The sequence below is a fragment of the Pseudomonas sp. RIT288 genome (assembly GCF_000631985.1).
Taxonomy (GTDB): Bacteria; Pseudomonadota; Gammaproteobacteria; order Pseudomonadales; family Pseudomonadaceae; genus Aquipseudomonas.
The window spans coordinates 259,736-280,261 of the sequence record NZ_JFYN01000034.1; the positions used below are offsets into that span (position 1 = coordinate 259,736).

15 protein-coding genes are annotated in these 20,526 nt (G+C 59.3%); 8 read left to right on the plus strand and 7 right to left on the minus strand.

Going from position 1 to position 20,526, the window contains the following annotated elements; translation table 11 throughout:
* Nucleotides 1-250: 250 nt before the first annotated feature.
* Both glnE and BW33_RS30340 read right to left on the minus strand, forming a co-directional pair.
* Nucleotides 251-3,190 carry a bifunctional [glutamate--ammonia ligase]-adenylyl-L-tyrosine phosphorylase/[glutamate--ammonia-ligase] adenylyltransferase gene (glnE, locus tag BW33_RS19965; RefSeq protein ID WP_047600761.1) on the minus strand — a complete coding sequence of 980 codons (2,940 nt, stop codon included), beginning with the start codon at nucleotides 3,188-3,190 and terminating at the stop codon, nucleotides 251-253.
* Nucleotides 3,187-3,312 (minus strand): hypothetical protein, encoded by a 126-nt coding sequence (locus BW33_RS30340; RefSeq protein ID WP_269079449.1) that lies wholly within the window; start codon nucleotides 3,310-3,312, stop codon nucleotides 3,187-3,189. Before BW33_RS30340 ends, glnE begins: the two co-directional genes overlap by 4 nt.
* Nucleotides 3,313-3,574: 262 nt before the next feature.
* On the opposite strand from BW33_RS30340, the gene aceE reads away from it, so the two are divergent.
* The 5 genes from aceE to msrA all read left to right on the plus strand — a co-directional run bounded on the left by aceE (nucleotide 3,575) and on the right by msrA (nucleotide 13,674).
* Nucleotides 3,575-6,220: a pyruvate dehydrogenase (acetyl-transferring), homodimeric type gene (aceE, locus tag BW33_RS19970; RefSeq protein ID WP_003220999.1), complete on the plus strand. Its 2,646-nt coding sequence runs from the start codon at nucleotides 3,575-3,577 to the stop codon at nucleotides 6,218-6,220.
* A gap of 11 nt (nucleotides 6,221-6,231) precedes the next feature.
* Nucleotides 6,232-8,193, plus strand: coding sequence for a dihydrolipoyllysine-residue acetyltransferase (aceF, locus tag BW33_RS19975; protein ID WP_047600762.1), 1,962 nt, complete (start codon nucleotides 6,232-6,234; stop codon nucleotides 8,191-8,193).
* A gap of 272 nt (nucleotides 8,194-8,465) precedes the next feature.
* Nucleotides 8,466-9,863, plus strand: coding sequence for an alkaline phosphatase D family protein (locus BW33_RS19980; protein ID WP_047600763.1), 1,398 nt, complete (start codon nucleotides 8,466-8,468; stop codon nucleotides 9,861-9,863).
* Nucleotides 9,864-10,116: 253 nt separating this feature from the next.
* Entirely contained in the window at nucleotides 10,117-12,813 is a 2,697-nt protein-coding gene (locus tag BW33_RS19985) for a putative bifunctional diguanylate cyclase/phosphodiesterase (protein ID WP_047600764.1), read from the plus strand.
* Between the two features lie 195 nt (nucleotides 12,814-13,008).
* Entirely contained in the window at nucleotides 13,009-13,674 is a 666-nt protein-coding gene (gene msrA / locus BW33_RS19990; protein ID WP_047600766.1) for a peptide-methionine (S)-S-oxide reductase MsrA, read from the plus strand.
* A 154-nt stretch (nucleotides 13,675-13,828) separates the two neighbouring features.
* Here the strand turns inward: msrA and BW33_RS19995 are convergent, their stop codons facing one another.
* Nucleotides 13,829-14,668 carry a 23S rRNA (adenine(2030)-N(6))-methyltransferase RlmJ gene (locus BW33_RS19995; protein WP_047600768.1) on the minus strand — a complete coding sequence of 280 codons (840 nt, stop codon included), beginning with the start codon at nucleotides 14,666-14,668 and terminating at the stop codon, nucleotides 13,829-13,831.
* A gap of 313 nt (nucleotides 14,669-14,981) precedes the next feature.
* Complete coding sequence (locus tag BW33_RS30265) at nucleotides 14,982-15,182, minus strand: hypothetical protein (protein ID WP_152546145.1); 201 nt, start codon at nucleotides 15,180-15,182, stop codon at nucleotides 14,982-14,984.
* 83 nt (nucleotides 15,183-15,265) lie between these two features.
* Between BW33_RS30265 and BW33_RS20005 the strand changes: the two genes are divergently transcribed.
* From BW33_RS20005 to BW33_RS20015, 3 genes are read left to right on the plus strand one after another with little or no spacing between them, the layout of a single operon-like run.
* The gene (locus BW33_RS20005) at nucleotides 15,266-15,850 is read left to right on the plus strand and encodes a PAAR domain-containing protein (RefSeq protein WP_007967327.1); all 585 of its coding nucleotides are present in this window, start codon (nucleotides 15,266-15,268) and stop codon (nucleotides 15,848-15,850) included.
* A complete protein-coding gene (locus BW33_RS20010) occupies nucleotides 15,850-16,422 on the plus strand; it encodes a type VI secretion system amidase effector protein Tae4 (RefSeq protein ID WP_007967325.1) in 573 nt (190 codons plus the stop codon). The genes BW33_RS20005 and BW33_RS20010 overlap by 1 nt, the downstream gene beginning before the upstream one ends.
* On the plus strand, nucleotides 16,419-16,835 hold the full coding sequence (locus BW33_RS20015; RefSeq protein ID WP_007967323.1) for a hypothetical protein: 417 nt from the start codon (nucleotides 16,419-16,421) through the stop codon (nucleotides 16,833-16,835). The genes BW33_RS20010 and BW33_RS20015 overlap by 4 nt, the downstream gene beginning before the upstream one ends.
* 68 nt (nucleotides 16,836-16,903) lie before the next feature.
* Here BW33_RS20015 and BW33_RS20020 read toward each other — a convergent pair whose 3' ends face one another.
* From BW33_RS20020 to BW33_RS20030, 3 genes are all read right to left on the minus strand, one after another.
* Complete coding sequence (locus BW33_RS20020) at nucleotides 16,904-17,221, minus strand: hypothetical protein (RefSeq protein WP_047600772.1); 318 nt, start codon at nucleotides 17,219-17,221, stop codon at nucleotides 16,904-16,906.
* A gap of 330 nt (nucleotides 17,222-17,551) precedes the next feature.
* Nucleotides 17,552-18,256, minus strand: a complete 705-nt coding sequence (locus BW33_RS20025; protein ID WP_047600773.1) for a DUF4123 domain-containing protein — start codon at nucleotides 18,254-18,256, stop codon at nucleotides 17,552-17,554.
* Nucleotides 18,246-20,261 (minus strand): type VI secretion system Vgr family protein, encoded by a 2,016-nt coding sequence (locus tag BW33_RS20030; RefSeq protein WP_047600775.1) that lies wholly within the window; start codon nucleotides 20,259-20,261, stop codon nucleotides 18,246-18,248. Before BW33_RS20030 ends, BW33_RS20025 begins: the two co-directional genes overlap by 11 nt.
* Nucleotides 20,262-20,526 lie beyond the last annotated feature (265 nt).

Genomic DNA, 20,526 nt, shown 5'->3' on the forward strand with positions numbered 1-20,526 from the left:
GAGTGAGCCTGCTCGCGATGGGGTCGTTACATTCAACATTGCAGTCGTCTGGTACTCCGCTATCGCGAGCAGGCTCGCTCCTACAGGTTTTTGCATCTGTTCACACATCTGCGACTCACCGCAGATCTATTGTAGGAGTGAGCCTGCTCGCGATGGGGTCGTTACATTCAACATTGAAGTCGTCTGATACTCCGCTATCGCGAGCAGGCTCGCTCCTACAGGGTTTTGCATCTGTTCACACATCTGCGACTCAGCTCAGCCCCAATTCTTTCCAGATCCGCAATACCTGCCGGCGCTCCTCGACAAACTGATCGCCTGCAATCACCCCGGCGTCCTTCTGCAAGGCCTGCCGGTGAGCGGCGGAGCGGTAGGCTTTATAGGCCTCGCGCAACAGGCTGGCATCTTCGGCAGGCATCAGCCCTTCGTGTTCCAGCTCTTCCAGAATGCGGATGTTATCGGTCCAGCGCAGCAATGGCGGGTGGCTGTGCGACCACGCCAGGGCCGCGTATTGCACCATAAATTCAATATCGACGATACCTCCGGCGTCCTGCTTGAGGTCGAACGGCGCCGTGGCCTCGAAGGCATTTACCGCGGTTCCGGCCGCCGTGCTCTTGCTGCCGAGGTTATCGCGCATCTTGGCGCGCATCTCGCTGACTTCCTGTTGCAACTTCGCCAGATCCCGCGCCTTGCCCAAAACCTGCGCGCGGACTTTCTCGAAGGCCTGACCGACATCCTGACTGCCGACCAGCACCCGCGCCCGCACCAGGGCCTGATGTTCCCAGGTCCAGGCTTCATTTTCCTGATAGCGCTCAAACGCCCCGAGCGAACTGACCAACAGCCCCGACGCGCCGGACGGCCGCAAACGCATATCCACTTCATACAGCTGGCCGGAGTTGGTCTGCGCCGTCAGCAAGTGAATGATCCGCTGCCCCAGCCGGGTGAAGAACTGCGCGCCATCGATCGGCTTCGGCCCGTCGGTTTCCGCCTGCGGATCGCCGTCATGGATGAACACCAGGTCCAGGTCCGAACCATGCCCCAGTTCCAGCCCACCGACTTTGCCATAACCGACAATGATGAAGCCGGGATCGCACAGGCTGCCGTCAGTGCGCAGCGGCGTGCCGTATTTGGCCACCGTCTGACGCCAGGCCAGTGCCAGCACTTGTTCGAGAATCGCTTCGGCGAGCCAGGTCAGGTAATCACTGACTTTCATCAACGGCAGACTGCCAGCAATTTCCGAGGCGGCGACGCGTAAGCGGTGCGCCAGTTTGAAGTGGCGCAGGGCTTCCATCTGCTGTTCGAGGTCATCTTCGGGGATCCGCGTCAGGCGCTCGCGCAACTCGGCGGCCAATTCGGGCGCCAGGGGCGGCTTGAACAGCCGGCCTTCATTGAGCAATTCGTCGAGCAGCAACGGGAAGCGGGTGATCTGCTCGGCGATCCACGGACTGGCCGCGCACAGCGTCAGCAAACGCCGCAAGGCGCCGGGGTTTTCCGTCAGAAGGACCAAATAAGCCGAACGTCGGGCGACCGCTTCGACCAGTGGCAGCACCCGCTCCAGCACCAGATCCGGATTGTCATGTTCCACCGCCTGAGCCAGCAGACGCGGAATAAACGCATCGAGACGCTCGCGACCCAGCCGCTGCATCGCGCGCAATTGCGGGCTGCCACGCAGGCTCGCCAGCGCTTTCAGGGCCTTGGTCGCATCAGCAAAGCCACCCTCTTCGAGCTGCCGGCAAGCAGCCTCTTCGTCCTGCGCCTCTTCCCACAGCGGCAACCACTCACCGCCCACCACGACTTCGCAGTCAGCGCCCTCTTCCTCATCGGGATCGGCGATCACCTGCGCGAAGTGCCAGGCCACCCGGCCACGCCAGAACATCAGTTTTTCGTGGAAGGCGTGCCAATCGGCAAAACCAAGCATGAACGCGATCCGCGCCTGATCCTGAGCGCCGTCCGGCAACATCTGGGTCTGGCGATCGGCAATCGCCTGAATCGCGTGCTCGGTGTAACGCAGGAATTCGTAACCTTCGCGCAACTCACTGATCACCGCCGGCGGCAGATAGCCCTGCCCTTCCAGCGTGCTCAGCACCTTTAATAGAGGACGCTGTTGCAGGCTGAGGTCGCGCCCGCCGTGGATCAACTGGAAGGCCTGGGCAATGAACTCGACCTCGCGGATACCGCCGGAGCCGAGTTTGATGTTGTCGGCCATGCCCTTGCGCCGCACTTCCTGCTGGATCAGCTGCTTCATGGTGCGCAGCGCTTCGATCGCCGAGAAGTCCAGATAACGCCGATAGACGAACGGGCGCAGCATATCGAGTAACTGCGCGCCGGCCGTTTGATCGCCGGCCACCACCCGCGCTTTGATCATCGCGTAGCGTTCCCAGTCGCGGCCCTGATCCTGGTAATACTGCTCCAGTGCATTGAAGCTCAGCACCAGCGCGCCGGACGAACCGTACGGGCGCAGGCGCATGTCGACGCGGAACACGAAGCCGTCGACGGTCATCGGGTCGAGCGCCTTGATCAGGCGCTGACCAAGCCGAATGAAGAATTCCTGATTATCCAGCGCGCGTTTCACGCCGACGGTTTCGCCGCCCTCGGGGTAGGCGAAGATCAGGTCGATGTCCGACGACAGGTTCAGCTCGACCGCGCCGAGCTTGCCCATGCCGAGAATGACCATCTGCTGTGGCAGACCGCTGCGTCGGCCGGTCGGCGTGCCGAATTGCTGGCAATGGCGGCTGTACAGCCATTGGTAGGCTTGATCGATGGTGGCGTCGGCCATGTCCGACAGGTCGCGGCAGGTCTGCACCAGATCGGCCTGGCGATTGAGGTCACGCCAGATGATCCGCACTTGATGCCGAGCGCGCTGACGGCGCAGGACGCGCCCGAGCTCGTCTTCGCTTTGCGCGGTGTTCACGGCGGCGGCAATCTGCGCGCACAGTTCACCCGGCGCGAACGGCCGATCGAGTTCACCGGACTGCACCAGCGACAGCAACATCAAAGGGTCACGAACGCTCTGTTCAATGACGAAATCGCTGGCGGCACTGACGCGAGCGAATTGCGCCCAGCGCTCCGGCGTCCAGTTGGAGAAGCCGAGATCGTCTTCCAGCGCGGCGACGGCCGTACGGAACGACTGCTCGGATCGAGTGACCAACGGCAGGAGAATGGCGGGGAGTTCGGCAAGCACGGGCAGGGTCATGGTCTATCCTTGATCGGCGTGTAAACGGCCGCTTGTAGTGTTTGATGAAAAACCGCTACGCGAAGGACTGTCGAACAAAAGTTAGAAATAGCTGAAATTTCTTCTTCTTTGGCATCCAGCATCAAACTTTCACCTTTTTCGGATGGTAATCGACCAACCTTAACGATTATTCTCACAACGCAGTCGGAGGCCACAAGCCTTTCCTCTGTAGTTTTACTACTCGTCTATACAGGCGAAAGGCTGAAATGCTCAAAGATTTGTAGTAAAACTACACGCCGCCGGAACAACCTGTCGGCAATCCAAGAATTTTAAATCGTCTGCCCACAAGGCCAGTCGCAAACTCAGGCAACCGATTCTGGAAGCCTTTCCGCCCTGGAGCAAGCCATGCAAGACCTCGATCCCGTCGAAACCCAGGAATGGCTGGACGCCCTGGAATCGGTTCTCGACAAAGAAGGCGAAGACCGTGCTCACTATCTGATGACCCGTATGGGTGAACTGGCGACCCGCAGCGGTTCGCAGCTCCCTTACGCCATCACCACGCCTTACCGCAACACCATCCCGGTAACCCACGAAGCACGCATGCCTGGCGACCTGTTCATGGAACGCCGCATTCGCTCGCTGGTGCGCTGGAACGCGATGGCCATGGTAATGCGTACGAACCTGAAAGATTCTGACCTGGGTGGTCACATCTCCAGCTTCGCTTCCAGCGCGACCCTGTATGACATCGGCTTCAACTACTTCTTCCAGGCCCCGACCGACGAACACGGCGGCGACCTGATCTACTTCCAGGGCCACACCTCGCCAGGCGTTTACGCCCGTGCGTTCATGGAAGGCCGCATCACCGAAGACCAGATGAACAACTTCCGCCAGGAAGTCGACGGTCAGGGCCTGTCGTCCTATCCGCACCCTTGGCTGATGCCTGACTTCTGGCAGTTCCCGACCGTATCCATGGGTCTGGGTCCGATCCAGGCGATCTACCAGGCACGTTTCATGAAGTACCTGGAACACCGCGGTTTCATCCAGCCGGGCAAACAGAAAGTCTGGTGCTTCCTGGGCGACGGCGAGTGCGACGAGCCGGAATCCCTGGGCGCGATCTCCCTGGCCGGCCGCGAGAAGCTGGACAACCTGATCTTCGTCATCAACTGCAACCTGCAGCGCCTCGACGGCCCGGTTCGCGGCAACGGCAAGATCATCCAGGAACTCGAAGGCGTGTTCCGCGGTGCTCAGTGGAACGTGACCAAAGTCATCTGGGGCCGTTTCTGGGACCCACTGCTGGCCAAGGACGTCGACGGCATCCTGCAACGTCGCATGGACGAAGTCATCGACGGCGAGTACCAGAACTACAAAGCCAAAGACGGCGCGTTCGTTCGCGAGCACTTCTTCAACACGCCTGAACTCAAGGCGATGGTTGCCGATCTGTCCGACGACGAGATCTGGAAACTCAACCGTGGCGGCCACGACCCGTACAAGGTCTATGCGGCGTACCACGAAGCGGTCAACCACAAAGAACAACCAACCGTCATCCTCGCCAAGACCATCAAGGGTTATGGCACCGGTGCCGGCGAAGCGAAAAACACTGCGCACAACACCAAGAAAGTCGACGTCGACAGCCTGAAGTTGTTCCGTGACCGCTTCGACATCCCGGTCAAGGACGAAGAGCTGGAGAACCTGCCGTTCTTCAAGCCAGAACCAAACAGCGCCGAAGCCCGCTACCTGAGCGAGCGCCGTGCTGCACTGGGCGGTTTCGTACCTCAGCGCCGCGCACAGAGCTTCAGCGTACCGACCCCGGACCTGGACACCCTGAAAGCCATCCTCGATGGTTCGGGCGACCGTGAAATCTCCACCACCATGGCCTTCGTGCGGATCCTCGCGCAACTGGTCAAGGACAAGGAAATCGGCCCGCGCATCGTGCCGATCATCCCGGACGAAGCCCGTACCTTCGGTATGGAAGGCATGTTCCGTCAGCTGGGAATCTACTCCTCCGTCGGCCAGCTCTACGAGCCAGTCGATAAAGACCAGGTGATGTTCTACAAGGAAGACCAGAAAGGTCAGATCCTTGAAGAAGGCATCAACGAAGCAGGCGCCATGAGCTCGTTCATCGCTGCCGGTACTTCGTACTCCAGCCACAACCAGCCGATGCTGCCGTTCTACATCTTCTACTCGATGTTCGGTTTCCAGCGTATCGGTGACCTGGCGTGGGCCGCTGGCGACAGCCGTACCCGTGGCTTCCTGATCGGCGGCACCGCCGGCCGTACCACCCTGAACGGTGAAGGCCTGCAACACGAAGACGGTCACAGCCACCTGCTGGCCGCAACCATCCCGAACTGCCGCACCTACGATCCAACCTACGGCTACGAGCTGGCGGTGATCATTCAGGACGGCATGAAGAAGATGACCGAAGAGCAACAGGACATCTTCTACTACATCACCGTGATGAACGAGTCGTACCAGCAGCCAGCCATGCCGGCCGGTGCCGAAGAAGGCATCAAGAAAGGCATGTACCTGCTCGAAGAAGACACCCGCGATGCGGCGCATCACGTACAGCTGATGGGCTCCGGCACCATCCTGCGTGAAGTGCGTGAAGCGGCGAAGATTCTGCGTGAAGAGTTCAACATCGGCGCTGACGTATGGAGCGTCACCAGCTTCAACGAATTGCGTCGCGACGGCCTGGCCGTTGAGCGCAGCAACCGCCTGAAGCCTGGCCAGAAGCCTAAGCAGAGCTACGTTGAAGAGTGCCTGAGCGGCCGCAAAGGTCCGGTCATTGCCTCTACCGACTACATGAAGCTGTTCGCCGAACAGATCCGTCAGTGGGTACCGTCCAAGGAATTCAAAGTCCTGGGCACCGACGGTTTCGGCCGCAGCGACAGCCGCAAGAAACTGCGTCATTTCTTCGAAGTCGACCGTCATTTCGTGGTGTTGGCAGCCCTGGAAGCACTGGCTGACCGTGGTGATATCGAACCTAAAGTGGTGGCCGAGGCCATCGTCAAGTTCGGCATCGACCCGGAAAAACGCAACCCACTGGACTGCTGAGGAGACATTTTGTGAGCGAACTCATTCGCGTACCTGACATCGGCAGCGGTGAAGGTGAAGTAATTGAACTGTTTGTGAAGGTCGGCGACCGTATCGAAGCCGACCAGAGCATCCTGACCCTGGAATCGGACAAGGCCAGCATGGAAGTGCCGGCCCCGAAAGCCGGCGTCATCAAGAGCCTGAAAGTGAAGCTGGGCGACCGTCTGAAAGAAGGCGACGAACTGCTTGAGCTGGAAGTCGAGGGCGCCGCGCAAGCGGCTCCTGCGCCTGCCGCTGCACCGGCTGCAAAAGCTGAAGCCAAACCGGCTGCCGCTCCTGCTGCAGCCGCGCCAGCCGCTGCCCCTGCTGCCGCTTCGGTGCAGCAAGTGCACGTGCCGGACATCGGTTCGTCGGGCAAGGCCCAGATCATCGAGATCCAGGTCAAGGTCGGCGACAAGGTCGAGGCTGATCAATCGCTGATCACCCTGGAATCCGACAAGGCCAGCATGGAAATCCCGTCGCCTGCCGCGGGCGTGGTCAAGGCCATCAGCGTCAAGCTCAACGACGAAGTCGGCACTGGCGACCTGATCCTCGATCTGGAAGTGGCGGGTGCTGCGGCCCCTGCTGCAGCCGCTCCGGCTCAGGCTGCTGCGCCAGCCGCTGCTGCTGCGCCGGCTCCGGCCGCCGCTCCGGCTGCACCGGTCGCCGACAGCGTTCAGGACATCCACGTTCCGGACATCGGTTCGGCCGGCAAGGCCAAGATCATCGAAGTGTTGGTCAAGGCTGGCGACAGCGTTGAAGCCGACCAGTCGCTGATCACCCTCGAATCCGACAAGGCGAGCATGGAAATCCCATCGCCTGCCGCTGGCGTGGTGGAAAGCGTTTCGATCAAGCTGGACGACGAAGTCGGTACCGGCGACCTGATCCTCAAGCTGAAAGTCAAAGGCGCAGCCCCTGCTGCAGCCCCGGCTCCAGCTGCCGCTGCGCCAAGTGCTCCGGCACCGGCCGCTGCTGCTCCGGCTGCCGCTGCACCTGCTGCCGCCGCTCCGGTTGCTGCTCCGGCCAAGCCTGGCGCGAAAGTTCACGCCGGCCCTGCCGTGCGTCAACTGGCCCGTGAATTTGGCGTCGAGTTGAGTGCCGTTGGCGCCAGCGGTCCGCACGGTCGCATTCTGAAAGAAGACGTGCAGGTTTACGTCAAAGCCATGATGCAGAAGGCCAAGGAAGCACCGGCCGCTGCTGGCGGCGCAACCGGTGGCGCGGGCATCCCGCCGATCCCGGTCGTGGACTTCAGCCGCTTCGGTGAAATCGAAGAAGTGCCGATGACCCGCCTGATGCAGGTCGGCGCTGCCAACCTGCACCGCAGCTGGCTGAACGTGCCGCACGTGACGCAATTCGACTCGGCGGACATCACCGAGCTGGAAGCCTTCCGCGTTGCGCAGAAAGCCGTCGCGGAGAAGGCCGGCGTCAAGCTGACCATCCTGCCGCTGCTGCTCAAGACCTGCGCGCACCTGCTCAAGGAGCTGCCGGACTTCAACAGTTCGCTGGCCCCAAGCGGCAAGGCGATCATTCGCAAGAAGTACGTCAACATCGGCTTCGCGGTCGACACCCCGGATGGCCTGCTGGTACCGGTCATCAAGAACGTCGACCAGAAGAGCCTGCTGCAACTGGCCGCAGAAGCTGCTTCGCTGGCTGAAAAAGCCCGCACCAAGAAGCTCTCTTCGGACGAGATGCAAGGCGCCTGCTTCACCATTTCCAGCCTCGGCCACATTGGCGGCACCGGCTTCACGCCGATCGTCAACGCGCCGGAAGTGGCGATCCTCGGTGTTTCCAAGGCAACCATCCAGCCAGTCTGGGACGGCAAAGCCTTCCAGCCGAAACTGATGCTGCCACTGTCGCTGTCCTACGATCACCGTGTGATCAACGGCGCCGCCGCTGCACGCTTCACCCAGCGTCTGGGCAGCCTGCTGGGCGACATCCGCACCATCCTGCTGTAAAGCGTTCGGCCCTCCGGCAACGGAGGGCCGATTGCGTTCCACGTTTTCGAGCGCCACACGCTCGTACCTCAACCCCGTCAGTTTGACGGGGCTTTTTTTTGCCTGGAAAAATGCAACGCCTCTTCCTACAAGTTCGGTTTACTTGAACTACGAACACAGTCGAATTCGTCTCGATATTTTTCCTCGACAGACAACTAATCTCTGCCCTCGGATTAAATAGCGATCATCTTGCGTTATTTATAAAAACGAAACTTACTCGAACGGACTCGAATATGTTCAAGCCAACGGTTGGCCCGATTATCGGCCACACTACAACTAATCACGCGCGTATATTCATGCGCGCCGACATCCAGGGCAACGCACCGGTATTTGCCGCTATTCGTTATCGCACGGCTGGCACACAACAGTGGTCAGCCGGCACTTTCGCCGAACCCAGTGCACGGCGCGATATGACCGAAGTGTTCACCCTCAACAACTTGAGCAGTGACACCGAATACGAATACCAGACCGGCTGGTTCAGCCCGATGAATCCGGTACATACCGTGGACAGCGTCGCCGAACTGCCGCTGCAGTGGCCGCGGGAAATCTATCGATTGCGCACCCGCTCCAGCAAAGCCCTGCAGCCAAAGGCCTATATCGTCGGCTCCTGCCGCTATTTACGCATGACCGCGGGCGTGCCGATGCTGCCCCAACTGGGTGACCGGATCTTTGCCTCCATCAACCAGTTGATCGAAGGCGCGCAACCGCCGATCAGTGCCTGTTTGATGACGGGCGATCAGATTTATGTCGACGACCTTAATCTGTTCGCACCTGATCGTGAATATAAGGAAATTACCAGCAAGTACCGCGCGGCATTCTCTCAGCCGAACATTCAGCGCCTGATGTCCGGCACGTCGACTTACATGATCCTGGATGATCACGAAATCGAAGACAACTGGCCGGCGAACGCCGACAAGTCAGATCAAGCGTTCTATCGCAATGCCATGGCCGCCTATGAAATCTATCAAGTCAGCCATAGCCCGGCGCATGAACTTACAACTAACGAAGAGGTGAATCGGGCAAAACTCGAGCACTACTGGTATCAATTCAGTGACGGGGATATCGAATGGTTTGTGACCGACAGCCGCACCCGCCGCAACCTGTCAGCCGATGATCGCCGCATACTCGATGAGGCGCAGGAACAGGCGCTGCTCAAGTGGCTGATCAACAGCCCGGCGCGGGTGAAGTTCGTCGTGACCAGCGTGATGTTCTACCCGGATCGCAAACTGCACGGCGACGATGCCTGGAAAGCCTTCCCGGAGCAGCGCCTGCGCCTGCTGGAAACCATACGCACCCGACGCATCAGGAATGTCGTGTTTATCTCGGGCGATGTGCATGGCTCGCTGACCTCGCGTCTGACCCACAGCGAAGACCCGGATTTCGAAGTCCACACCATCGTTTCCTCGCCGTTGTGCAACAGCAAGCTGCTGCCCTATGCCAAGGCGTCGACGTTCATCCTTGATCAACCGCTGGCGCGCACGGCAGCGGGCGACTATCAGCATGAGTTGACCAGCGCAGTGGTCAGCGAAGACAACTTCGCCCATGTGGTGGTCGAGGCTGATCAGATTCTGGTCAATTACCATGATCGGGATGGCAAGAAGCTGCAATCGATCAGCCTGAAATTACGTTGAGATCCTGAAAGATCGCAGCCTTCGGCAGCTCCTACATTGGTATGCATCGCCTGTAGGAGCTGCCGCAGGCTCCGATCTTTTGCTCTTTTCAACCACCCACTGGAGAAATGCCCCGAGCGGCCGACACATTCTTATAGCACTTGGCCTTCATCTCTCTTGTCAGTCGGTGCCGCAATGATGCAACCTTGCCGCAGGCAACAGTAAAGAGGGCGCGAGCCCGGCGCGTTCAGCATATTTCCAAGCGAGTTCCTTCATGAAGAGCCAACCCGATGCCGCCAGCCGTATGGCGGCCGAGGTAGTGACGCAGTTGCCTGTGCCCTCGCGGCTCGGCATGCTGCGTTTCGAGCGCTTGAATGAAGCCAGTTGGGCGATGCTGTTTCTCGACCCCAATTGCGAACGCCAGTTCGGCCAGCCAGCCGTCGAATTGTGTGCGCTGGTCGGCTCGCCCTACGCCAGCCTGATGGAGCCCGAAGCGCGCTATCAGTTGCATGACACCATTCAGCAGCAACTGCGCGACAGTCCGCATTATCTGGTGCGCTACACCCTGCACACCGCCGCGGGCGTGCTGAGCATCCTCGAACTGGGCGAAGCCTATAAACAGCACAATCGGCATTTGTTGCGTGGCTACCTGCTGGCAGTCGATGACGTGTTCGACGAGGCCCCGACGCTGCCGTCCGTCGACCTCGAAACCCAGAACTCGCGCCTGCAGATCGCCCTCGAACTGAACCAGCGCGCCCAGCAGGAACAACTGCAGCACCTCGATCGCGTACGCGCCCAGCAGGATCTGATTCTGCTACTCGCCCGCCAGCGCTACAGCAGCCACAACTCGCTGCAGGAAGCCGCCGAACTGATCACCCGCTGCGCCTGCGACATCTATGAAATCGACTGCGCCAGCCTGTGGAACCTCGAAGGCAATCTGCTGGTGCCGATTTCCGCGTATCACCGCGCGACGCAGGAATACATCCTGCCGGAGGTGATCGACATCAGCGGCTTCCCCGACTACATGGAAGCGCTACACGGCAGCCGCGCCATCGACGCGCACAATGCAATGCGCGACCCGCGCACCCGCGAGATGGCCGAGGCCCTGCGCCCGCGCGACGTCAACGCCATGCTCGACGCCAGCATCCGCGTCGATGGCCAGGTGGTCGGCGTGCTCTGTCTGGAGCAGACCGGCGTCACCCGCGCCTGGCAGTCCGACGAAATCGCCTTTGCCGGTGAGCTGGCCGACCAGTTCGCCCAGGTCATCAACAACCACAACCGTCGCACCGCCACCAGCGCCCTGCACCTGTTCCAGCGCGCGGTCGAGCAAAGTGCCAACGCCTTTCTGCTGGTCAATTGCGATGGCGTGGTCGAGTACGTCAACCCGAGCTTCACCGCGATTACCCAGTACTCCACCGAGGAAGTCCACGGCCAGCGCCTGTCGGAACTGCCGGCGCTGGAGAACCTCAGCGAGCTGCTGTTCGACGCGCCCTCGGCGCTGGCCAAGAGCAACAGCTGGCAGGGCGAATTCAAGAGCCGGCGCAAGAACCTCGAACCGTACTGGGGCCAGTTGTCGATTTCCAAGGTGTACGGCGACAACCGTGAGCTGACGCACTACATCGGCATCTACGAAGACATCACCCAGACCAAACTGGCGCAGCAGCGCATCGAGCGGCTGGCGTACACCGACAACCTGACGAACCTTGGCAACCGCCCGGCGTTTATCCGCAATCTGGACGAACGCTTCGCCCGCGATAGCGACACGCCGATCAGTCTGCTGCTGGTGGACATCGACAACTTCAAGCGGATCAACGACAGCCTCGGGCACCAGACCGGTGACAAGTTGTTGATCAGCCTCGCCCGACGCCTGCGCAACAGCCTCAGCCCGAGTGGCAGCCTTGCGCGTTTTGCCAGTAACGAATTCGCCGTGCTGCTCGACGACACCGACCTCGCCACTGGCCAACAGATTGCCAATCAACTGCTGGCGACCCTCGACAAACCGATGTTCGTCGACAACCAGCTGATCAGCGTCACCGGCTCCGTGGGCCTGGCCTGCGCGCCGCTGCATGGCCGCGACCCGCAGACCCTGATGCGCAACGCCGGCCTGGCCCTGCACAAGGCCAAGGCCAACGGCAAACACCAGGTCCAGGTCTTCACCGAAGCACTGAACGCCGAGGCCAGTTACAAGCTGTTCGTCGAGAACAACCTGCGCCGCGCCCTGACCCAGAACGAGCTGGACGTGTTCTACCAGCCCAAACTGTGCCTGCGCAGCGGTCGCCTGCTGGGCATGGAAGCGCTGCTGCGCTGGAACCACCCGGAACGCGGCATGATCCGCCCGGACCAGTTCATCAGCGTTGCCGAAGAGACCGGCCTGATCATCCCGATCGGCAAGTGGATTGCGCGTCAGGCCTGCCGCATGAGCAAGGCGCTGACCGCCGCGGGCTTGGGCAACCTGCAAGTGGCGATCAACCTCTCGCCGAAGCAGTTCTCTGACCCGGATCTGGTTGCGTCCATCGCCAACATCCTCAAGGAAGAAGCGCTGCCGGCCAATCTGCTCGAACTGGAGCTGACCGAAGGCCTGCTGCTGGAAGCCACCGAAGACACGCACTTGCAGCTCGATCAGCTCAAGCGCCTCGGCCTGACCCTGGCCATGGACGACTTCGGCACTGGTTACTCATCGCTCAGCTACCTGAAGAAATTCCCGATCGACATCATCAAGATCGATCGCAGCTTCATCCACGAAATCCCCGACAATCAGGACGACATGGAAATCACCTCCGCGGTGATCGCCATGGCCCACAACCTGAAACTCAAAGTCGTGGCCGAAGGCATCGAGACCGCCGAGCAACTGGCGTTCCTGCGTCGCCACCGCTGCGACGTCGGCCAGGGCTACCTGTTCGACCGGCCAATCCCCGGCGCCGAGCTGATACAGGCCCTCAAGCGCTACCCACGCGGCCCGCTCTGCCTCTAAATCCCATCTGTCGAAGCCCCCCCTGTGGGAGCGAGCCTGCTCGCGAAGGCGTTATAGCCGTCGACATCATCGTCGCCTGACACACCGCTTTCGCGAGCAGGCTCGCTCCCACATTTGAATAGTGCGAAATCCGGCATCATTCGGCACACTGGCGGTCTGACTTTTTACATCCCATCCTGACTGAGAGGAACGATCATGGTTCTGCGCTCGGAAATTCTGGTGAACAAAAACGTGCTACCGACCAAAGATCAAGCTCTGCCCGGCCGCGAAACCGCGATGACCCTGCCTGAAAAGCATTTCGTCTTCGAAGAAACCCCATTGCTCGGCCCTTTTTTCCAGGACGTCGACTTTGCGATCTTCGGTCTGGGTTGCTTCTGGGGCGCGGAACGCCGCTTCTGGCAGCGCGAAGGCGTGGTCAGCACGGTGGTCGGCTACGCCGGCGGCTACACGCCGAACCCGACCTACGAAGAAGTCTGCTCGGGCCTGACCGGCCACGCTGAAGTAGTGCTGGTGGTATATGACAAGGCCAAAGTCAGCTACGAAGAGCTGCTGGCAATGTTCTGGGAACTGCATAACCCGACACAGGGCATGCGTCAGGGCAACGACATCGGCACCCAGTACCGTTCGGTGATCTACGCGACCAGCCCGGAGCACCTCGACGCGGCGCTGAAGAGCAAAGCGGTGTATCAGGCTGAACTGTCGAAGGCGGGTCTGGGCGAAATCAGCACCGAGATCGAACAGGCGCCGACCGTATATTTCGCCGAGGCCTATCACCAGCAATACCTGGCGAAGAACCCTGAAGGTTATTGCGGGATTGGTGGCACCGGTGTGTGCATGCCACCGAGCCTGGCGGGTAACTAAACCCTTAAAGCAAAAGATCGTCCGAACGCGGCCCGAGCCTGCGGCAGCTCCTACAGGTCCGTGATTGTCCGCACATAAGTGGACGACACTGAATCCTGTAGGAGCTGCCGCAGGCTCGGGCCGCGTTCGGACGATCCTTTGATCCTGCCGTTGATCAGCTCTCGGCGATCAACCAATCCATCTGCCACCCACCCTGGGTCTGCCCAAGCTTCTTCGACAACCACGGCAGCAGCTCACGCAATTCTTCCTCCAGCCCCCACGGCGGATTGGCAATCGCCATCCCGGAGCCGTTCAGGCTGTTCGGCGTATCCAGCGGATGCACCAGCAGTTCCACGCGCAGCAACTTCGGCGCACCGGTACCCGCCAGATCCTGATAAAACCGCCGCAACGCACGCTGATCCTTCACCGGATACCAGATCGCCGCCACGGTTTGGCGCATCCGGCCAATCGCTTCTTTCAGCGACGCCGCACACTTTTGCATCTCGTCGAGCTGCTCGAACGGCGGATCGATCAGCATCACCGCGCGTTTCTCCTGCACCGGCAGCATCGCCCGCGCCACATGCCAGCCCTCGCCCAGATGCACCTTGACCCGACGATCACCGGCCATGTTGTCCTTGAGCAGCACGCCGTCTTCCGGGTGTTTCTCGTTGAGCATCACCCGATCCTGCGGCCGGGTCAGACGCCGCGCCAGCTCCGGCGAACCCGGGTAGTAGCGCAACTGGCCGTCCGGGTTCATCTCGTGCAGCACCTTCATGTAGTCGTCGGTCAGCGCCGGCAGATCCGGCTGATCCCACAACCGCGCGATGCCTTCCAGATACTCGCCGGTACGGTTGGCCTGATCGCCCTGCAGGTCATACAGACCGATACCGGCGTGCGTATCGAGATAGGCAAACGGCTGCTCCTTGCGCGACATCAGGGCGATGAGGCGGGTCAAGGTCAGGTGTTTGAACACATCGGCGTGATTGCCGGCATGGAAGGCGTGACGATAATTCATGGCTGCTCCTGCGAAGGGCGCAAAGTTTACCTTTTACCGGCCGGCAAGTCAGGGGTTGGCGGCCGAGCGGCCTCCAGCAGCAAAGATCGCAGCCTGCGGCAGCTCCTACACAGAATTGGCGTACCCCCTGTAGGAGCTGCCGAAGGCTGCGATCTTCTGCTCTTGCCTTTGTGACGAGGGAGCTTGCTCCCGCCGGGTTGCGAAGCGTTACAAGACCTAAATCCCGATTCCGTCTGACACCGCGACAATCTGGTTACGGCTGCTGCGCAGCCGAGCGGGAGCAAGCTCCCTCGCCACAAAAACTGTCTCAGGCTTACAGGGATGGGTTGCCGAGACGTTTGCCGATGACATCCAGCACATCGCAGCCGTCACGCAGCGGAATGGCGCAGAGCATGGCGAAGTCGCTGAGGATGATCGAGTCGCATTCGACCGAGCCGCGCATGCACATGTTTTCCAGCACCTGCGGTAGTTTTGGGCGGTCTCCCGCAACTCTATGAGCAACATAAAGAAACATCTTCCTCAGGATTACCGTCGTCTCACGAGCGAAGGGAGTGCGAATATCCGCTCCACTGAAAACCTGTAAAGAGGGAAATTTACATGGGAAGGAAAGTGGTCGGAATCGGCGCGCCTACATCAACTGGTGGTGTGGTTCTGGAAGGAAACGTTGGAATCAACATTGATTACGCGGTGAGCACTTCATCCATCGGCCACATGGCAAGTTGTCCTGTATGCCCTCCAGGCAAAGGTCCCATCGTAGCTGTCGGCCCACGAACAATCACTTTACCGGCTGGCCTGGTTGCACTTGAGGGCGACTATGTCGCGTGTGGCTGCCCGCCAAAATCCAACACTGTTCTCTTTGCTCAATCCTCTGTCTTTGGTGGCGGGGAACATAGCGCTGCGAGCTTTTCTCCCATCGTCCCTTTGATCCCTGAACCGAAGAGCATCCAGCGCATAACGTTCTCGTATGGAGAAAACCAGACACCCGTCGATTCGATATCGCGCTTCTATTGCGACTTGAATATTCATGTGAAAACTTCCGGCTATTTACCGGGAGAGACCGTGGCTGTAACGATCAGCGGTACGACAGAAAAAAAACTGACCGGGACGGTGGGGGCAAAAGGCATAGCGATCATTCCAAACGCTTTTCAAGGTGAATTCTTCGACATGGAAGGAGAAGTCTAGTGGCTCAGCTCAATATCAGTGCCGGTGGCGTAACCTCAAACATAGTTGTCAAAAGACCAAAATTCAGCACCCTATGGACTGCCTACGCAGAGGTCGGCCTCAAAAACTCGATTGATGTTTATGCACTGGTTGGAGGTAATGTCGAAGCGGCCAGAGCAGAAAAGCCTGATGCTTACGCGAACGCTTGCGCCCTTAGAATAAGTAGAGGATTTAACTATGGCGGCTACAAAATCCCGAAAGGAACGATCATTCCCAGCAAATCCATCTATCGCCTTGCCGGCGCAGACCAACTCCCGTACATCATGAAGGTCGCAGATTTCCTTGCCTTCCTGAAACACAATTGGGGGGCTCCGGATCATGAATTGAAACTCAGTGAGGCTGACTTCATCAATGGCAAGAAAGGCGTGATTATTATGGAAATCACCGGGTGGACCGACGCGACCGGTCATGCGACCTTGTGGAACGGTAGCTCCACCGGAGACAACAGCGACTACCATCGCCCGAATAGCCACACTTATGATCGGCCAGACGTAAAACTCGAAAAAATCAATTTCTGGGAGCTAAAGGGATGAAATTCCAGCTATTCATTGCGGTAGGTATTCTTGGCGCATCTGTAAATGCCTTCTCAAGTGAAGCAGATCTAACCACCGCAAGAGTTTCATTGAAGAATTACGGCCTCGCCAACTGCATATCAAATCAATTCAAGAGTGAATCAGATATCAAATCGGATCTCGGCCTCGCTATTGGCGCTTACTCCGTAATGGGCAAGGGGCAACACGCGATTTTGCAGAACGAAGACACGCTTGAAGTCATCCATGATCCCTATGTGGAAACAGAGAAGTACGTGGCGGATGCTTACGCCAAGACTTCTTCAACCAGCAAGCAGTCTGGAAAAAATATCGTGTTCTATTCTTGCCTTGAAATTTACAACTCCCCTGCATTCGACGCCTTTATCAAGTCACAAGATCAGTATCTGCAGAACTAAATTCTTCTCAGCAGGCTAGTGATCCTGCCATCGATAGAGGCTGGAAGGATCTATTCATAATTGTGACGTTAAGGCATCGCGCTCAAGCGTTTGCCGATGACATCCAGCACATCGCAGCCGTCACGCAGCGGAATGGCGCAGAGCATGGCGAAGTCGCTGAGGATGATCGAGTCGCATTCGACCGAGCCGCGCATGCACATGTTTTCCAGCACTTGAATAGCGGCGCGGATGCGGTGGTTGGCGGCGTCCATGAGGATGTCGAGGGGAACTTGGGTATCGATGAACAGGGTGGGCATGTCGCTGCAATTGCCGGTCAGGGCCATGAAGCGATTATCGGGATGGGGGATGATTTTTTCGTAGGGTGGATCGGGTTTAAGCATCGTCATATTTGAGCATTCTCGAAGTTCTAAATAGAGACTGCCATCGACCTTCCTACGGGTTGGGTGGCAGCCATGCGCGGGAGTAGGAACTGAGGAACTTCAAATCAGCCACGTCGAAACGTGTCCCGCACACAGCCGCCATAAAAGGCGTTGTGGACACTGGTTAAGTGTCGCAACCAATCGACGGTACTGATGCACATTTGAAGTTCGGGTTCCTACACCCTGCCACCACTCTCGCAGTGACAACGAAAAGACTATCCCCGCAACCCACCGCCCACCAGTTCATGAAATCCGCCGTAACTCGCAGGAAATTTCCGAGGACTTCGCCCGGAAATCTCACTCGGCTTCGTCCTGCAAATATGCCAATAACGCCGATTGCGAGGATTCTTCCGACGCTGAAACCTGAAAAAACTGCCGAACCTTGCAGCGCAACACAGCCTCCGGAAACACCTCGTACAGCGCTGGATGCTCCTCGCTCAGCCACTGCAGCGCATTGCCGATCCGGACTCCATTCCCTGCTGAAACCATCACCGACTCAGGCACCTTCCACCAAGGAAAAACCCGCCCCGAAACCTGCGCCCTGCCCCCGATCTCAACGGCCTGTCCGTTGATCAAACCGCGCGAAATCACTGGGATCAACTGCGCCGATTGCACTTCGTCGGACTGCAGGATCGGCAACAAAAACCGCCCATCCCAGAAGCGGAAAAACACCGCTTTGCCGTCCGGCATCAGCACCTGAGTCAGGCTGCGAAAGTGCTCGACCAGCACTTCCAGACTCGCCGAAGACACCGCCAGCCAACCCCAGTCGCAAGACTCGGTAGAGGCCACCCAATCGAGAAACTCACTGTCAGTAGCGACAACTCCCACGAAGGGCATCACCGCGTCCCACTCGGCGTAGATCGTCTCCGCCCAGATCGGCTTAGGTGCGACCAATGGAGGCCTGGCGTCGCTGGCGTTACTGAAGATCGCGAACAGTTGTTCCGAAGGTTTCAGCGGTTCACGCGCCAGCCACTCTGCCGGCATGAGGCAATCAGGCTGCACAAACACCATCCTTGCAACGCTCACACTCTTCGCAGAACGGCGCATCGCCTTTGAAACTCATGATTTGTGCGGCGGTGAGCATGGCCGCCGGCGCTGCGACCAGTTTCTCCGGCAACCCCGGCACCACCGGCGCGGCGCTCATCGCTGCCATCGGCGCGCCGCCCACGACAATCGGCACGCTGCTGAAAATTCCACCCGGCCCAATGTTGATCCACTGCCCGCCGGCCTGAATCGTCGCGCTCGCGCCGCCATCGATTACCACTTGTTGCCCGGCACTGACGTGGATTTGCGCGCTGGCGCTGGTTGCCTGATTGCTCACCCTGATATGCCGATCGCCGACCACGGTCAAGTGATCGTCCTGCTTCACTTCGGTCTGCCGCTGACCGTGGGTGATGCGTTGCTCATCGGCCTTCAACTCATGTCGCGCGGTGCCGGTGACAACGATGCTGCGCTGGTTGTCGACCTGCACCTGTTGGTCGTTCAACACATGCTGAGTCCAATCTCGCTGGGCACGCAGATAAATTTCCTCCGCTCCTTTTTTATCCTCGATGCGCAGTTCGTTGTAGCCGCCACCGCCGGGGCTGCTCTGACTGCGGAATATGCTGCGGGTCTTGTCCGCTGGCAGATCCAGCGGCACCGGCGTCGCGGCGTTGGGCAGACAACCCATGACCAGCGGTTTGTCGGCATCGGCGTCGATGAAACCGACCAGCACTTCCATGCCGACCCGTGGAATCAGCACGCTGCCGTAACGGTCATGGGCCCAACCGGCGGCCACGCGCAGCCAGCAACTGGAATGCTCGTTCAACTCGCCATCGCGATCCCAGGCCAGTTGCACCTTGACCCGACCGTACTCGTCGCAGTGAATTTCCGCGCCGGTCGGGCCGGTCACCACGGCAGGTTGATAGCCGAGCATGCGCGGTTTTTCCGGTCCCAACGCCGGGCGAAAGAACACATCCCACGGCGTGGCAAGAAAGGTATTACGGTAACCCTGGAATGCTTCCCCATCGCTGGTCACCGATTCCTCCAGCACTTGCGGCTGTCGGCCGTGGTGTTCGACCGAGGTCAGCAGCCACAGGTCGTTCCAGTCGCTACGCGGATGGTCGATCAGTTGCAGGAAATGTCCACAAACCAATGCAGATTCGTCGCTGACGCCCTCGGCCTGACGGTAATCGGCGACATGTCGCTCCAGCGCTCTTTGGGCGAGGTGCTTGCCGGTTTCACGATCGTTGAATTGGCCGGGGAAGTGATAATCCTCGAGCACCGGGCGCTGCTCACCGTCGACTCGACTTTGCAACTGCAGACGCGGCTTGATGAAGTTGTAATCGCGCCGGGTCACTACGCTGGTACGGGTTTCCACGCGAACATTGAAACGATTGATCGCCGGCGCGCCACCGGCCATGCCGCTGCCGGGCAGATACAGCGTCGGTCGAACCAGTTTCGGGAACACCGTCTGATCATCACCGAACACCAACAGGTGACCTTCCGGGTTGTGCTGAAAGTGGTAATGAATGCCGACTTCGGCGCACAGGCGCTGGATAAACGCGAGGTCACTTTCGGCGTATTGCACGCAGTACTCGCGCTCCGGGTACTCGCTGCCTAGGCGAAATTCGAAAGCATCGCGCAGAATCGAATGATCCTTGAGCACCTGCGCGACGATTTGCGGCACCGTCAGATGCTGAAAGATCCGCTGATTGATTCGGTGCGCGAGGTAGGTCAGACGCGGGACAAGACTGAGGTGATAGCGCGTCAGACGTTTCCCGGAATCGCCCTGCCCGACCTGATAAATCTGACCGTGAATGCCGCTGCCATCTGCATCGAAACTCAGAAACGCCTGACAATGCAGCAGGCTTTCCAGATCCAGATCGGGCCGTTCACTGACCAGTTCCAGCTCGAAACGAAAGGGTTGGCTGATGGCTTCCTTGCCCGTGAACTCAAGGACTTTGAGATCAATTTGGGCGCCTTCGAGGGTCAACGTGAAACGCGGTTGATTGGCAGGCGCGAACATCCGATGTCTCTCTGCAAAATGAGGGCGGGCGATTCTGCATGAGGAGCAAGTCGTGTTGGGTGGGTGACAGGAAAATCAGATTTGCCCTACTTTTTCTGGCGAAAAAGCTTTCGAAAATCGGCGCCTTCAACTACAGACAAATCCCGCAAACCCACCACCACCCCCTGTAGGAGTGAGCCTGCTCGCGATAGCGGTGTGTCAGAGGCAAAAATTTGACTGACACACCGCTATCGCGAGCAGGCTCACTCCTACAGGGGAATTGCGG